This window comes from Lactobacillus sp. UMNPBX12 (genome assembly GCF_002553955.1).
GTDB lineage: Bacteria > Bacillota > Bacilli > Lactobacillales > Lactobacillaceae > Lactobacillus > Lactobacillus crispatus.
Genome location: NZ_PCYY01000018.1, coordinates 1 through 15,972, shown reverse-complemented (window position 1 = coordinate 15,972; position 15,972 = coordinate 1). Strand labels below are relative to the sequence as shown.

The following is a 15,972-nucleotide window of genomic DNA, read 5'->3' as shown; positions in this document are numbered from 1 at the left end:
TCAATGTGATGCCCTTTTATTATGCTCTCATATAAACTTTTACTACTAAATACAAACGCTTGCCGTCCCAATGAAAAGTCTTGGTTTTGCCAAACAACAAATTGCCTTCATCCATCAAACGACTTAAGATCAAATTATTGCTTCTAGGTAAATAGCCTAGCTTAAGTCCGCCAGTTGTGTATACGCTAATTGCGTGTTCGTCAAATTCATTATTGGGCTCACGCATTAAAGCTAGCGGATCATTTTCATGCAACTTTGGCACAACATGATCCTCTAGATCAAGATATTGACTGCCAGCTAATTCACAACCATATAGGAAAACATCACGTGCGTTGCTGGAATTACTATATTGAAGCCGCTTGAGTTCGTCCACTTGCGTTTGCAACTTTTCGACCTGATCAAGTAAGTCTTCAAAAATATTTTGTGGTGGAACATGGATAGTATCGTTAGGATTGTGGAATTGCATAGGTGTAGTCCTTTCTATGGTTGAGTTTTATTTTTCAATGACCTGATAAAAAATCATAATTGTATTAGTTGTAGTTATTTGTTTTCTAATGCTTCATCCAAGCTGTGTTTAATCTCGCTTCTTAATAATTCAATTCTCTTAGCTATTGATTGCCACATGAATTTATCAGTAAAACGATCACAATAAGAATAAAATTCAGCTTCATTAATATAGTGAAATGCGATTAATATATCTTGATCCGTGCCATATCCTTTATACCAGCATAAGGCCAAGCGATAATAAATATCTGACATAATATCATCATCGTCGTTTGTTTCATTAAGAAGTTGCACAGCTTCTTGATAATATTCGAATGCTAGACCATAGTCTTTCTCTCCTGCATCCCCATAAAAATAAATATCGCCAACTTTATAGCAAGCTTCTGCACTACCACTATCTGCAGCTTTCTTAAAACAATAGAAAGCCTTCTCATAGTCTCGCTTACCAGTGCGGCCATATTCATAAATGTAACCTAGATTGCACATAGCTTGAACATTGCCCATATCTGCTGACTTTTCATAATATGATTGAGCTTTTTGATAATCACCATTGCGATATGCTTTTGCCCCGATATTTAAAAAGGTATCCCCATCGGCATCATCACTATAGCAAGCCGGTACTACACGATAATATAGTTTCTTACCTCTAAAAAAGTCGAAACGCCATCACCTTTATAAAAATCAATATCTTCTTCGTCACAGAGATACACATAATTGTCTCTAAAGAAAACTGATAAATCGTACCAGTAATTATCATTAGCTTCGTCTGCATTTATCTGATAATCAATATCGCCTTTAAACTTTAATTTAATTTGACTACCCCAAGATTTGTCAAAAAGAATACTAATTTCATCTTTTGCAGTATCAATTTTATTAATATGTGCATCATGAAAATTAAAACTAGCTTCCATTAAGTCAGCAATATCTTTTTTATCTTTAACTTCGCGAACTTCTTGGTAATTAAAATTATTGCCTATTTCAATACATCTTTCTAAATCTTGAGATGAAATTTGTGTACTTATTTGTTCCGGATCATATTTTGATAAAAATCAACATTGATCAATCTGTCCTTACTTTCATTCAATACGACACAAAAAGTATGATAGGCTTGCTCATATTCATCCCAATTCCCCTTATGAATTGCTCTTGCAAAAATTGGTGATAAATATGGCTTGTGTTGTCTGTCAATTGTTACCCATGCTAACATATTCGATACCTCAGTTTTTTCTTACTATTCTTGAAAAATCTCAGTCTCTAAATAATCCTTTATAAAATTTATTAACATTCGTATTATCTGGTAGCCCTGACACTCCGCCATCACCAGTTTCAATGATTATCCACTGACCATTAGTTTCTTCACCATAGTCAATTGTATAAAAAGGACTTTCTAAATTGCTATACTTATCTACTAATGCTTGAGGTACAGATGGGGCTTCTTTACTTTGACCTGAATTGGGTAAAATAATAAGTGGTTTTCCATGAAAATAAAATACGCGCCATTCATTTGTATGATCAGCATACTTTTTCAGATCAACATACTCTTTAATACAAATTCCACCAGTTAATAAATCGGAGCGATATTTATAGAATATTTTCATCCAATTATCAAAGTCTGCTTGACTTGTTTTTTGATCAAAAAATTTAGGAAAGGATGTATTTTTTACCGATTTAACATAGTCTTTTACTAAAAAACGTGCAAAAATCTTTTGTAGTTCTTTAATATTGATCCTTTCATTAAAAGCATACGTTTTAATACGTGGTGTATTTTCAGCAACTTTAGGATAAATCAAAGGAAATTCATGCATTCGATTATATTGTGCAGGGGCAGTTAATAACTGCAAATTTTTATCTGCTAATTCATGATAAAAGATTTTATATTCATTTGGTTTAAACATCCAGCCACGATAAATACAGATTTCTTTTGCCTCAGAGGTGCCTTTATTCAATTGGATTTTTTTATTGAAAAACCATTCCGAATAATTAAACAAAAAGACGTTAAGATTCTTTATCCTTGAAGCAGCTACATATTCCCTTTTATAAACTGTATCCACTTCATTTACGTTTTCCATGCTTGACGGGAAAATAATATTCATTTTATTACCTCATAGTATTTTATTTGCCGTGTAAGAATAAAGATTCAAGTTCATCAAAATTATGCGGGAAGCAATTATCACCATAAAAGTTTAATTCTTTGCATCTTTTTCCTCTGATAAAAGTAAATTTTAAATTCCAGGTTTCACCATCGCATACCATAGCATAACGAGAAACATACTCTTTTGACCAATAACCTAGATCTAAATTCAACAATCGATTTATTAAATCAGATTTGGCAATTTGATCAATCATTTGATAATCAGACCTGAATTTTTTCTCCAAAATAATGACACTTTGCTCCATTACTATTAAAGAACTAGTGTAAGATCCCATCATTCCTAATGTAAAGTAGTCTATTCGATCTAAATATGGTAACAATTTCTGGATCTTATCGTTTCGAATTTGACGATGATCTCTGTAAGCTTTTTTGAATAACCTAAAGTACTTTTCTTCTGCCTTTAATAATAAAATGTGTTCCTCATTCAAGAGCCTTTTATACTTCCGGTTAACTTGCTTTATTTTCTTGTCATCAAAAGCAGATGTTCTCTGATTGATGAACACACTTTCATTCCTTTTAAAAATATCGTTTAATTGCGCAAAGTATTGCCGCCAGATTTTTTCACTATTAGATTCAGGCGGATCTATTAATTTAGAATAGTCATAGCTAAAATCATATATTTTCATAAACTGGCCTTAGTAAATATTATTCCTCAAAAAAATCATCATCAACATCATATAATTCATATACTTGTCTAACCTGAACGCCGACCTTATATTGCACCATCAAATTAGTTAACATCTCACCATCGACTAAGGCTATATTTAATTGCTTAGCAGCTTGTTTTGCCCCACTTGTAAATGAAGATGTAGTAATAAACACACCACGATCAGCATGCTTTCTTCTCAAAGCACCAGAAAAACTATCAATTTCTGGGCTACCAATGACATTATTTTCTGCATAACGTTTAACTTGAACATAGATTGTTTGCAAACCTAATGGATCCTGGTTGATTATCCCATCAATTCCACCATCATTTGATTTTTGAGTAACCAAGGATTGACCATCAGTTCCTTTATATCCCATATTATTTAGAAGAGTCACCATCATATGTTCAAACTGATATGGATCAGTACTACGTAGTTTAGCTAAGAGTTGCTCTGCCAGGTCACTAGTTTGTTTATCAAACCAACTAGATATTTGTTTTTCGGTCAATTCAAAAGTTTCTTCTTCACTAACGGAATCAGAAACATTATTTTTATTATTAGCGAGTCTCTCTTTATGCTCAATATATGCTGACTGTGAATGAATCAATTCACGCGTTATATTGAGATCATATTCTTTTAATATTGATTTACCTAAATCTGTAATTTCATATTGTCCACGCTTGGGCGAATGTAGCATTCCTGAAAGCTTCAAGTCACTTATTGCCCAATTTACACGATTTAAAGCTACTGGATCGTGCCATTTTGAAGCATATTTCATTTCAGATAATTCTTTAGGCAGTGAAACAGATTTTACCGTTTCATTCATTAAATCATGTAGTTTCCACTGCTTCTTAGTGCTTGCCATCAATAAAGTTGGACCCAAAAGTCCATCCCAAGTTGGCATTCCATTATCACTATGTTTTAAAGTCTTGTAGTCAATCATCATTTAACTCTCTTCATTTAATTTATATGTCAAGTATAACAAAATTGACACTTAAATTTTGAAGATTCTCACTTGGGCGCAACGTAAGTTGGGAGATATTGCTAATGTTGATTCCAGTAAAAGAATACATAGATCAGAATATACTAAGGAAGGAATTCCATTTTTTAGAGGGAGCGAAATAACTGACAGAAAGATATCTAATTTAATATACATTTCAAAAAAGAAATATAATGAAATCAAGAACCAGTATGGAGTACCTAAACCTGGAGATTTATTGATAACCGCCGTAGGTACGATTGGTAATATATGGAAAGTAGATAATACGTCCTTTTATTATAAAGATGGAAATTTGATTCATATAAATCCAAAATGTATAGATGAAGATTATCTAGTTTATTATTTTCAATTTCTTAAATATAAAAAAATTATCGATAGAGTTGCATCAGGATCTAATCAAAAAGCATTGACAATTATTAAAGTTCAAAATTTGAAGATAAAGTATCCTCAAAAAGAAGGTCAAAGTTTGATTGGAGTACTACTTAAAAAAACAGAAAATTTAATAGCTCTTCAGCAACGAAAATTGCAGCAATTAAAGTTGTTGAAAAAAGCGATGCTTCAAGATTTATTTACTGATAAGAATGTTCCTAAATTACGATTTAATGGCTTTGATGCAAATTGGATACAGTGTAAATTAGAAAAAGAAGCATTGCTTACTATGGGACAATCTCCTTCCGGATCTACATATTCTGATCAACCTTCTACTTATATTTTAGTTCAAGGGAATGCCGATCTTAAAAATGGATGGGTAAAGCCAAGGATTTGGACTACTCAAATTACTAAACTGGCTAAAAAAGGAGATATAATAATTACTGTACGTGCTCCTGCAGGAAAAGTTGGAAGAACAAATTTTGATGTGGTTTTAGGACGTGGTGTAGCATCAATACAGGGAAATGATTTTATTTTTTATTTGCTATCTAAAATGGATATGAACAAATATTGGAAGAAGTATGCTGCAGGATCAACCTTTGAGTCAATAAACTCTAATGATATAAAAAATACTAGGGTACACGTACCGAATCTGCCCGAGCAAAATCGAATTGCTAATTTATTTTTACGTTTGGATGATCTTATACGTTTTCAGCAAAATAAATTAAATAATTTACAAAAAACAAAACAATTTTTATTTCAAAATATGTTTATATAGGACAAAAGGGCATCTTGTATAAATGCCCTTTTGTTTCATTTATAATTGCGACAAGTGATGCAAGATTTTATCATTATCCTTATTTTCAAGTTCACGAATAATATGAATGTACGTTTCTTGTGTGGTTGCAGTATTGCTATGTCCTAATCTTTTGGCAACACTTGCAATAGAAACTCCTTCATATAAGAGCAATGAAGCATGTGTATGTCTTAACCCATGAATTGAAATTACTGGTATATCTAGTTCTTTACAATATGATGCCAGTTTTTGATTTAAAGTAGAATTGTAAATTCTCTGTTTTTCATCAAAAAAGATTAACTGCTCTTCTGCTTTATCATTGATCAATGATCTAAACTGTTGCATTAACTGCCAATCTACCATGACTGTTCGATTAGATGATTCATTTTTAGTTGGCTGGAAGTATCCGATTCTCTCTTTATAATTCCAAGATTTACTGATAATGATTCTTTGGTTTTCAAAATCAAAATCTTTAGGCGTCAAAGCTAACGCTTCTGCAAAACGTAATCCAGTCTTAGCAATGAGTAAGAAGAACCAATCCCAATTAATTTCAGAGCCTAAATCCAAGGATCTGATTAATTTCTGTAGATCAAATAAATTTAAGTATTTGATTTTCTTTTTGCTAGGTGCGCATCCTTTAATTATTGCACGGCGTGTAGGATCACTTTTCAATAGGCCATCATCTACTGCATCAAAAAGACTAGCTTTTAAATGATGATGAAAATCTAACACAGTTGTCTTTTCATGATCTTGAGCATACAAATTTAAAATTTGTTGATAGCTACGGCGATCGAGTTCATTCATGTGTAGATTTGGAACAAGTTCCTTTAATTTCCTTTGCACTAAATAATATTTATTTAGTGTAATTGGACGAACAGCATTATCTTTGTAGATGTGAATCCAATCAAGATAATACTTGTAGAACAACTTAGTACTATACTTTTTCCGTGACATAGAAAAACCTCCTTAAATATTAAGTCACATACTTAATTGTTGAAGGAGGTTATATTTTTGCAAGATTTTAGATGAACATATTTTGAAGAAGGAATTGTTTAATTTGTTTTACTTCAGCTATTTTTTCTTGCTGAAATGTTATTAAGTTACTAACATTATCAAGTGAATTTCTAATTTGGCTTTGTTCAATAGTATTAGGAATCAATACAGTTTTTGATTCCATATTTCTTTTAGTTATATGAATCATTGTTGAACCATTAGTATTACTCAATAGCTTAGCTTTGTCCGCTTTCAATAGATAAAAAACAAATTTCTTATTTAAGGATTTTGATAAATTAATTTTCCAAATATGATAATGATATATTACTTTTTCTCCACGCCAAATATGAGGGCCAAACGTGGCGGACCAAGTATAGACTAAATCTCCTTTATTAATATAATACTGAGGTTTAAGCTCTAAATTAGAAAAATACCATGAATCATTGGTGTAAAAATTACCAACACGTAGAACTTTATACTTGCCTTTGTCTAGTAATTCATTTTGTTTATACGCTCTTCCATTTATAAAGTTTGCAATATCTCCAAGTTTTTTGGGTACCCAATAATCTTTAAAACCTCTAAACCGTAGTTTAGGGACCGCTTTATCAGCAAACAAGTCTTGGAGCATAGCTTTTTTTAATAACTTTAATTGCTGAAATTTTCGTTGCTGAAGAATTAATAAATTATTTACACGCATTAGACATTTACTAATAGCTTTTTGTTCTTGAAAAGATGCTACGGATATGTTTAAGTCCCTAACTTTATTAAGAGAAATAAATTTTTGCGTACCACCATCCAATTTTTGAATTAATTCTTTGGAAACATAATTAGATTGTAAAAAATTATATAAAAAAAGATAATCAATTTTACCAATGTCCTTAATAAGAGCTATATTTTTGATTGCAAAATTAGGTTTCTTATCAATCAAAGCTAAGTTACCAACTGTTCCAATCATCCCCATTAGAATATCGTGAATATCAACTTTTGAACGCTTATTAATTTCATCAAAATCTTCATCAGTAATGTATTTAATATCCCGGTAATCAATGGATCCATTATTTATATTCTTTGAGGTTATAAATGGATGACCAGCTTCTACATATTTGGGTGAAGAATGAGTTCCGTCTCTAACATCTGTTAAATCTTTTAACTTACGTTGCGCCCAATCATTATTGAACCCTTTAAAACGTAGTGCTGGTACACACTTATCATCATTTTTAGTCATGCTTTTCTTCCCCTAATTCTTTTATGATCGCATTTAGCCCTTCCATAATATCATTATCATCTGAAGTCAGATCCTTTAGCATCCTTACCAATTCTTTTTGAGTCTTCTCAATCTCAATGTTAGTTTCATGTAAATCAGCTGCTACTTTCTTCAAATCTACTGGCGGCTCAGGAACAAAGGTATCAACATATCTAGGAATATTTAAGTTGAAATCATTTTCTTCGATTTCATCAAATGAAGCTACATGAGCATAGCGTTCAACATCTTTACGTTCCTTGTAGGTATCAATAATCTTATTAATATCTTCATCCCTTAAACTATTTTGTCTTTTACCTTTTTCAAAGCCCTTAGAAGCATCAATAAACAAAACATTTCTATTGGTTTTATTCTTTTTCAAAACTAAAACTACTGTAGGGATTCCAGTTGAATAAAATAAGCCTGCTGGTAACCCAATAATGGCATCAATCTGATTCTTCTTAAGTAAAGTTTCGCGAATTTTACCTTCTTTTGCACCTCTGAATAAAACACCATGAGGCAAAACAATTGCCATAGTACCACTTTGATCCAAGTGATATAAACCATGCAGTAAAAATGCGTAATCGGCCTTAGTCTTTGGAGCTAAACCATAATCCTTAAAACGTGGATCTTTAAGTTTACGATCATTGTTATCCCATGGTTGAGAATATGGCGGGTTAGCAACAACTACATCAAAATTAAGTGGATGTTCAATTCCTTGTGCATCAGTTTTGCTAGGCCAATCTTCTTCTAATGTATCCGCATTATTTAAGGTCATACGATCATAAGGAACACAGTGCATCATTAAATTCATACGTGCCAAGTTATAAGTAGTAGTATTCAATTCTTGACCAAAATATAAAACCTTATTATTAATTTCTTCTTGAACAGTCAAAAGCAATGAACCACTACCACATGCAAAATCGTATACTGATGGTTTGGGATCACTTTGATCAAGAGAAATAGTTGCAAGTTTAGCTAGGACTTCTGAAACTTGATGAGGTGTATAGAATTCTCCTGCCTTTTTTCCAGAATTTCCTGCAAACATAGCAATCAAAAATTCGTAAATATCAGCTAGTATATCTTTTCCACTTTCGTCTTTATAAGAAACTTGATCTATTATACCTACAATATCAGTTAAAGACTTCGCACGTGTTGCAGTTGTAGTTCCTAGCCTTGAATTATTCAAATTCATATCGTTAAATACACCAGTAAAATCCTGAGTGGCTCTACTATTTAATCTCAAATTATTATTAAAACTATCAAACATATTTTGAAATGTATCTGGTTTGATAGTACTACTATTAACCTTATCAACAATTGTTTTCCACGTATATTTAGGTTCAATTGCATACCCTAATGAACCAGCAATATCATCCAAATAATCAGGCAACTCATCACCATTTGCTTCTTTTGCATATTCTTCATTTACTTCTTCAATACTATTAATACCTTCTAATATCTGATTTTCAAAAAGATACTTTTCTTGTCTTTCAGACAAGTACCGATAAAACATAAATCCTAAAATGTAATTTCGATATTCTGAAGCATCCATGTTACCTCTTAAGCGATTAGCCATTTCCCAGATTTGGCTAGTTACATCTGCAGCTTTTGTCATTTTGAAAATCTCCTAATATTTCTTTGTAATATCATCAGCAAACTTATTCATAGTTTCTCGTAGCTTTCGACGATACTTAATTTTAGCTAATGATTTAATCTCCTGATCCTCGGCATCAGTCTTATAAACTAACGAAGCTTCTCTAATAATGGCATCTAAGTCACCATCAATATTTAAATCGTCTGCACCTTGTACGTGATTGTAAATAATTGCATTGACCTTTTGACTGTCTGGAATATCTACAAGTCCCCATTTACGCTTATATGTCAAAATATCTTCACGCATTGAAGTATTGGCATATCTCTCCAGCAATTCATCAATGTCATCTTGTCTTACTGGGTATGATTTAGCCTTTACATCATTGTTAAAGATGCTATCAACGAATTTACTAATCTGTTCAGCTTTCTTTCGATCATCCATCCGATCAGACAATTCTTTGATCTTTTTAACAGTCTTTTGGGCCTTTTCTTCTTGCTCCTCATGTTTTTGATTCATCAATTCAGCAATTAATTGTTTCAGGTATGTGTAGGAAACTTTAATCTCCTTCACATGCTCCATACTTAAGTCAATTGCAGTAAAATCAATGTTCTTCCGTTTAGCAATCTTTTTCTTCAATTTAATAGCTAAAGTAGTTGTCAAAATCTCTTCTTGCTGTTGAGATAAGCCGATTTCCTTAAGCAGTTTCTCAGGATGTTTTTCATCATATTCATCATCTTGCTTGGCCATTGCCATCAGATGATTATATTGCCTTAGATCCTTTAACATTTGGTCCTGTCTATCAGCTTCTAAGTCCTGAGGAACTCTAGTAAAGTTATCAGTAGTATCACTTAGAGTACTTACTACCTTTCTCAATTCTTTCTTCACTTCACTAAATGGGGGTGAAATTACAGTAGGTATATCACCCCCTAGGTCTTGCTGTTCATTTGCAGAATCTTTAGAGCCATATTCAGCTAGAGCTTTTTTCATCAACTTCTCGCTTTGAACGGGCCAACGATAGTTTACAACCCTACCAAAAGGCTTAGTTTGCATATCATAAACTCGATTAGTTCGAGAATATGCTTGAATTAACGAAGCGCCTTGAAGCGTACGATCAACATATAACGTGTTAAGTTGAGGAGCATCAAATCCCGTCAATAACTGATCAACTACAATTACAAGATCTAAATAATTTCCATCATAGATCGTGCGATTCAAGCGTGATACTAATTGTTCGGTATATTCCTTAACATCCTTTAATCCAAAGTTAGTACCAAATTGAACATTATAGTCATGAATTGCTTCCACAAGTGAGTCATTATTATCCAATTGATTGTCACCATTAGAATTATCCATACTAAAGGTAATTCCAATCTTCAATGGTTTATCACGCAACTGATTTTGCTTTTTAAATTCTCGATAAAACATCATCGCCATCGGAGTAGATGGTTTCATTCCTCCAACGTGCGTAGTAAATAATGCATTATATTCCCCATTTCGAGAACGTTTATCCCAATTTTTTAGGACATCTTTAACAACTAATTCTACGTGCTTCTGATTATTGTCATAAACACTGGGTTCAATCATGTCGTCCATATCTTCAGGCTTAAGGTTATTAATTCTATCCTGAATTTGTTCATCAGTATATTTAGGATATCTGGCCTTAAAATAAGCAGGCAAATATTGTTCTTTTAGAATCTTATCGGATAAGGTCGTTTCAAAATCTACCTTAAATCCTAAAACATTATTATCTCTAATAGCATCTACAATAGTATATGCATGAATCAAATCGCCAAATATTTTCCTAGTGGTTGAATGACCATCAAATACTGGTGTACCTGTATATCCAACCCAAGCTGATTTTGGAAAGGCTGTTTTGATACTTTGTAACATATCACCGGAAGTTGATCTATGAGCTTCATCAACAATAAACAAAATATGCTTTTTGGAAATATTACTAATATCTTTTTTATCTTTAACCAAAGCTGCCATTTTTTGCAGAGAAGTTACAATGATTCCGTTACCTTTAGCTCTAATTTTTCTAGACAAAACCCATCTATTAGATGCATCAGTAACTACACCGCCGCTACCATCTTCAGCTTTTTCAGGATCATAAGCACTATACTCATCAACTGTCTGATTAGTAAGAGCCACTCTATCAACTAAAAATACAACTTTATCAACATTAGGTAATCTTGAAGCTAGCCATGCAGTTTTAAATGAAGAAATCGTTTTACCTGAACCAGTTGCGTGCCAAACGTACCCTATTTCTTGAGGATCAACATCAAAGTTATGTTGACGCACTTTATCAATAATTGAGCTTGCTGCATAAACCTGATATGGTCGCATAACTTTAATCATTTGCCGTTTAGGCGTACCATCTAAAATTATGTAGTTGGTTGCCATTTGATGTGCCATTGGAATTGAAAGCATACTTGCAGTAAATTCCTGCCAATCATATACAGGAGAATTATCTTTTTTACGTTGCCACTGAAATGCAAAGGTCTTGTTAAAAGCTTCATCAGTAGTTCTAGCCATATATTTTATATCGTGTGGTGTCATTGCAACCAAAATTTGCAGGGTAGAAAAAATATCGCTGTATTGTTGTTCATGAATATATCTGTGCATCTGATTTAATGCTTCATCAGAATCATGATAATCAGCTTTTTCTTCAATCTGAATAATTGGCAATCCATTAATAAGTAAAGTAGTGTCAAATCTTCTCTTATCAAGCCCAGGAATAACTGCTGGTCTTTCAATTTGATTAACAACTTGATACCGAGTATTTCCTGCACCAATTTGTGATTGATCAAATACCGTAAGATATACATGTTTTCCAGAATCTAGATCAACTTCAACTTGAGAAACACCATTAAGTCCATATAAAAATTGCCCTGCTTCATATGGTGTTTTCAAATTGGAAATAATACGTTTCACTTGAGCAAATTCTTCATCTGACAACGGCTCTTCCAATTTATCAGAATTATTTTCTTCAAGAATCTTTTTGAAATTTTGCCATAATTGTTCAGTTGTCTTTATTGAAGGTTCATATTTCCACTGCTTAACTCCACCTAAAGTCTCCAATTTATGAATTAACTTATTCTCAAATTCTAATTCTGCCTTTTCTATAGCCATTTCACTTCTCCTAATATTGATATCTATTTACTATTTTATAAAATTTTCGTTGTGAAGGAAGGAAAATTTCATAAAAGCAAGAAAAAAGAGATTAAAATATTGCATTTCAATCTCTATACCAAAGTTAATTTCTTTTTGACAAATTCAATTTAAGACTACATACTTTATAAATACTAATTTTCTTTTAAGCAATGATGATTATAGACCCAGATAGTTAGCAGTGATATTCCGCCTATCCATAAACCACTTACAATAATAGCGGACCATTTTCCTATTATATCTCCTGTTACCACGAGAGGTGATATATCAAAAGCAATGTGCATAATGACATTTAACCACATATTATTAGTGAGTATTCTTATCGTGCACAGCATTAATCCTATAGCTGTAACTGCAATTACCTGTTGGAAAGTAACTACAAAATCTTGTCTGGCTAAATTTACAAAATGAGCTAAACCAAAACAAATTGAACTTAAAATGGCTGACCACAATAACACGTAGCGTCTTTTACTAAGTATTTTTGTAAACAAATTAAAAAGTAAATCACGAAATAAAAATTCTTCACAAAGTCCCGCAGCCACTGCTAACAAAAGAATTGTTATGATACTCATTACAGATTTATGCATTACTTGAACCCACTGTGACGCCTTAGCTAAGTAAAGAATAAATACTATTACACAAAATAATGCTGTAAGCCAACGTACTTTTCCTTGCTCAATTCTCTTGATAAATACTTTAAAACTTTTTCCGGCAAACTTATTAGCAAAATGGGCACAAATTAATGCAATAACTAAACTAACAATTGCTTGTAATAATTTGCCATTACCACTATTTAAGAAACTAGGACCGAGAAAGAATAATATTTTCCCTCTCAAAATATAGACTACGGTTAAAACAACAAAGGCTATTGTCATCTGCGATATTGAATATTTGTTTTTAGTTGCTTCTAAATTGTTTTCCATTTTTATGCTATGCCTTCTTTAGTTAACTGCTCACCGAAAGTACCAAAAACTGTCAAACTACTTCTAGGATCAGAGTAAATTAAGCTTTCAGCGCTGGAAGCCAATTTTGCGTATTCTTGATAATCTTTTTGTGAAGTTTCAAAGTTAGTGGTGCTGCGGCAATTGGAGACACAGCCAATAACGCAGTAGAAATTAAGATAAGTTTTTTATTGATTTTCATAATGAACCTTCGATCTAATAAATGCAGTTAAGATTTGATTAGTTAGTACTCATATCCCCATTATAGCAGTTATAGTTATTTATTCCTTGATATTGAGCCTATCAAAAAAGAGATCGAAACCCAGTGTCTCAATCTCTTTCGATTTTATTTTGTTTTCTTCTTACGAGTCCATAATCCACTTAAACTCAAGCCAGACAGTAATAACCATAACCATGAAAGATCACTATCTTGCCTACCGGTTGCTGGTAAAACAGACTTAGAGGCTGATCTCGGTGTAATTTGTTCTACTGTATCGTTTTTCATAATAGAAGTTTCCGTTTTACAGCAACTAATCTCACTACCACTTAAGCTTCAGTTTATGGCTACTTTGCTCTACCTGTAAAAATGAATCAACGTAGCGCTTAAAACCAGGTAAATATTTGGCAATCAAATGATATTCTCGTGAATTAACAATTTCTTTCTTTTGGGCTGCAGAATAATTACTTTCACCTACAAAAAAGTTCCAATTCAATTGATCTATAAATTTTATGACCACGTTAGCATCATTTTTATCTGATAAAGCTTGCGCAATCTGATTTAGTTGCTTTTCATCCAAACTAAAAAACAAATGCTTCAAATATTGTGAAAAATCTGTTGGCACTTTTTGCTTTTCTTCTGCAGTTAACCACGATTCTATTTTGAAGGAATGCACCTGATATTGCATCCCCGCTTCGTCTAAATATAGCTGACCATATTCCTGCTTAGTCATACAAAAACAAGCTCCTGCTACCTCCGCAATTGGTCGATTAGCAAACGGACCAATAATATTCTGTGCGTGCATATGGCCAGAAAAGACTGCTTTTACATTATATTTTTGTAATAAACCTTGCAGTGCAAGTGCATTATCAAGAATATATCCCTGATAGATTACTTTATTATGACGATACAGATTATGATGCATAAAGAATAGCACTTGTTGCTGCTTTTGCTGCGCATCAATTAATTCTTTTTCAATCCAGTTCATTTGAGATTCTGAAATTCGACCGTTAGTAATCGGATGAGTTTGTGATTCCTGCTTGCCATAAATATTTGAGTCAGCCAATATTAGTCGATACTGCTTATTCAGATTAACGCTATAAGCCAGTGAATCAGGATCTTCATGTAAAGCATAATGATAAGAATCAGCAAATATCTCTTTCCAAATAGCTGGGCTAATTTGCGGGGTGTAATCTTCATGATCACCTTTAAACTTGCGAGCCCAGCCGTCAAAAATATCATGATTTCCTGGTAAAACTAAGAATGCAATTTTATTTTTAGTTAATGGCTTAAAAATATTAGCTAAACGTTCTCCTGATATTTTAGCGCCATTAAAGGTTACATCACCAGTAATTATCACTGCAGTGGGCTTCTCTTGGATTACTTTACGTACAAACGCGGTCAAAGCAATCTCCTGATAATCTAAGTCTTTACCTGCACTAGTGTTGCGCATATGCTGAAAAGCAAGACCATCATCATGTAAACTATCTGCAATTAGATGTGTATCTGATAATAACCAAAGAATTGGCTTCTTTTTACTAGTAATCACAATTTACCTTTTTCAAAAATCTATTTTCACTTTAACTACTCATCATTATACCAACAAAAAAGGCATCCCTGCTAGGGATGCCTCATTGCGATAAAATATTGAATTAAGCGTCGATTTCTTCGATCTTAATGTTAACTACGAATGCTTCAGGAGTATCAGTGCCTGAAACGATCTTCTTAGCGTAATCGTCGCCTTCATGAATTTCAGCATGTCCTAAAACACGAAATGCCTTATGAGTAGGAACATCAGCGACAACAATAGCTGCTACTGAACCATTCTTCAAGTTTGCATAAGCGGTTGACTTAGTCTTTTCAAGATATTGAATAGTTGAAGCATCAATTGCCTTAAGTGAAGCCTTAGGACCAACTTGTGGCACACCGTTAGCATTCACAGTTGCCATGTATGGTAAGTGTGAGTTAAAAAATTCAATTTGTTCATCAGTAAGCTTAGTAGTATCTAATTTTTTCATAAAATTCGACCTTTCTTTTCTTAACTTCATTATTAATTATAAGCTATTTGCTAGAAAATAGCTATTATTTTGCCTTAGCTTAATTGATTCTTACATTTGAGACCGTAAAATAGTTTGTGTAAGGATGAATATTTCCTTAATTTTATTTCCCTGAATATTAGAAAAAGGAATCCTTTTCCCGTATGATTGATTTGAACGAAAAACATACTAGAAAAGAGATTCCTTCATGAGTGATTTTACCAAAGATATGACTAATGCTCTATTCAATCAGGATAAAATTAATGATTTATTTAGACAAAAGCTCCAACAGGCTGTCAATGACCTGCT

The 15,972-nt window shown here is 32.6% G+C and carries 17 protein-coding genes; 1 reads left to right on the top strand and 16 read right to left on the bottom strand.

The window, feature by feature from the left end; all coding sequences use genetic code 11:
• Nucleotides 1–19: 19 nt before the first annotated feature.
• The 7 genes from CP363_RS07725 to CP363_RS07695 form a co-directional block, all read right to left on the bottom strand.
• Nucleotides 20–466, bottom strand: coding sequence for an HIRAN domain-containing protein (locus CP363_RS07725; protein WP_089150428.1), 447 nt, complete (start codon nucleotides 464–466; stop codon nucleotides 20–22).
• Nucleotides 467–540: 74 nt separating this feature from the next.
• Complete coding sequence (locus tag CP363_RS07720) at nucleotides 541–1,008, bottom strand: sel1 repeat family protein (RefSeq protein WP_233187150.1); 468 nt, start codon at nucleotides 1,006–1,008, stop codon at nucleotides 541–543.
• A 116-nt stretch (nucleotides 1,009–1,124) separates the two neighbouring features.
• The gene (locus CP363_RS07715) at nucleotides 1,125–1,415 is read right to left on the bottom strand and encodes a hypothetical protein (RefSeq protein ID WP_098036084.1); all 291 of its coding nucleotides are present in this window, start codon (nucleotides 1,413–1,415) and stop codon (nucleotides 1,125–1,127) included.
• Between the two features lie 107 nt (nucleotides 1,416–1,522).
• Nucleotides 1,523–1,711 (bottom strand): hypothetical protein, encoded by a 189-nt coding sequence (locus CP363_RS07710; RefSeq protein WP_098036083.1) that lies wholly within the window; start codon nucleotides 1,709–1,711, stop codon nucleotides 1,523–1,525.
• 40 nt (nucleotides 1,712–1,751) lie between these two features.
• Complete coding sequence (locus CP363_RS07705; RefSeq protein ID WP_098036082.1) at nucleotides 1,752–2,597, bottom strand: ATP-grasp domain-containing protein; 846 nt, start codon at nucleotides 2,595–2,597, stop codon at nucleotides 1,752–1,754.
• Nucleotides 2,598–2,616: 19 nt separating this feature from the next.
• Nucleotides 2,617–3,282: a hypothetical protein gene (locus tag CP363_RS07700; protein ID WP_098036081.1), complete on the bottom strand. Its 666-nt coding sequence runs from the start codon at nucleotides 3,280–3,282 to the stop codon at nucleotides 2,617–2,619.
• Nucleotides 3,283–3,301: 19 nt separating this feature from the next.
• The gene (locus CP363_RS07695) at nucleotides 3,302–4,246 is read right to left on the bottom strand and encodes a restriction endonuclease (protein ID WP_098036080.1); all 945 of its coding nucleotides are present in this window, start codon (nucleotides 4,244–4,246) and stop codon (nucleotides 3,302–3,304) included.
• A gap of 58 nt (nucleotides 4,247–4,304) precedes the next feature.
• Here CP363_RS07695 and CP363_RS07690 point away from each other — a divergent pair, with 58 nt between their 5' ends.
• The gene (locus CP363_RS07690; RefSeq protein ID WP_098036079.1) at nucleotides 4,305–5,450 is read left to right on the top strand and encodes a restriction endonuclease subunit S; all 1,146 of its coding nucleotides are present in this window, start codon (nucleotides 4,305–4,307) and stop codon (nucleotides 5,448–5,450) included.
• A gap of 39 nt (nucleotides 5,451–5,489) precedes the next feature.
• Here the strand turns inward: CP363_RS07690 and CP363_RS07685 are convergent, their stop codons facing one another.
• The 9 genes from CP363_RS07685 to CP363_RS07650 form a co-directional block, all read right to left on the bottom strand.
• The gene (locus tag CP363_RS07685; RefSeq protein WP_098036078.1) at nucleotides 5,490–6,422 is read right to left on the bottom strand and encodes a site-specific integrase; all 933 of its coding nucleotides are present in this window, start codon (nucleotides 6,420–6,422) and stop codon (nucleotides 5,490–5,492) included.
• 67 nt (nucleotides 6,423–6,489) lie between these two features.
• Nucleotides 6,490–7,686 carry a restriction endonuclease subunit S gene (locus CP363_RS07680; protein ID WP_098036077.1) on the bottom strand — a complete coding sequence of 399 codons (1,197 nt, stop codon included), beginning with the start codon at nucleotides 7,684–7,686 and terminating at the stop codon, nucleotides 6,490–6,492.
• On the bottom strand, nucleotides 7,679–9,319 hold the full coding sequence (locus tag CP363_RS07675; RefSeq protein ID WP_098036076.1) for a type I restriction-modification system subunit M: 1,641 nt from the start codon (nucleotides 9,317–9,319) through the stop codon (nucleotides 7,679–7,681). Before CP363_RS07675 ends, CP363_RS07680 begins: the two co-directional genes overlap by 8 nt.
• Before the next feature lie 12 nt (nucleotides 9,320–9,331).
• Nucleotides 9,332–12,430: a type I restriction endonuclease subunit R gene (locus CP363_RS07670; RefSeq protein WP_098036075.1), complete on the bottom strand. Its 3,099-nt coding sequence runs from the start codon at nucleotides 12,428–12,430 to the stop codon at nucleotides 9,332–9,334.
• Between the two features lie 173 nt (nucleotides 12,431–12,603).
• Nucleotides 12,604–13,392, bottom strand: coding sequence for a CPBP family intramembrane glutamic endopeptidase (locus CP363_RS07665; RefSeq protein WP_098036074.1), 789 nt, complete (start codon nucleotides 13,390–13,392; stop codon nucleotides 12,604–12,606).
• A 79-nt stretch (nucleotides 13,393–13,471) separates the two neighbouring features.
• The gene (locus tag CP363_RS10740) at nucleotides 13,472–13,612 is read right to left on the bottom strand and encodes a hypothetical protein (protein WP_155515511.1); all 141 of its coding nucleotides are present in this window, start codon (nucleotides 13,610–13,612) and stop codon (nucleotides 13,472–13,474) included.
• A 144-nt stretch (nucleotides 13,613–13,756) separates the two neighbouring features.
• Nucleotides 13,757–13,915 (bottom strand): LPXTG cell wall anchor domain-containing protein, encoded by a 159-nt coding sequence (locus tag CP363_RS07660; RefSeq protein ID WP_098036073.1) that lies wholly within the window; start codon nucleotides 13,913–13,915, stop codon nucleotides 13,757–13,759.
• Between the two features lie 34 nt (nucleotides 13,916–13,949).
• Nucleotides 13,950–15,176, bottom strand: coding sequence for a metallophosphoesterase (locus CP363_RS07655; protein WP_098036072.1), 1,227 nt, complete (start codon nucleotides 15,174–15,176; stop codon nucleotides 13,950–13,952).
• A 103-nt stretch (nucleotides 15,177–15,279) separates the two neighbouring features.
• Complete coding sequence (locus CP363_RS07650) at nucleotides 15,280–15,645, bottom strand: pyridoxamine 5'-phosphate oxidase family protein (RefSeq protein ID WP_005722407.1); 366 nt, start codon at nucleotides 15,643–15,645, stop codon at nucleotides 15,280–15,282.
• Nucleotides 15,646–15,972: the final 327 nt, after the last annotated feature.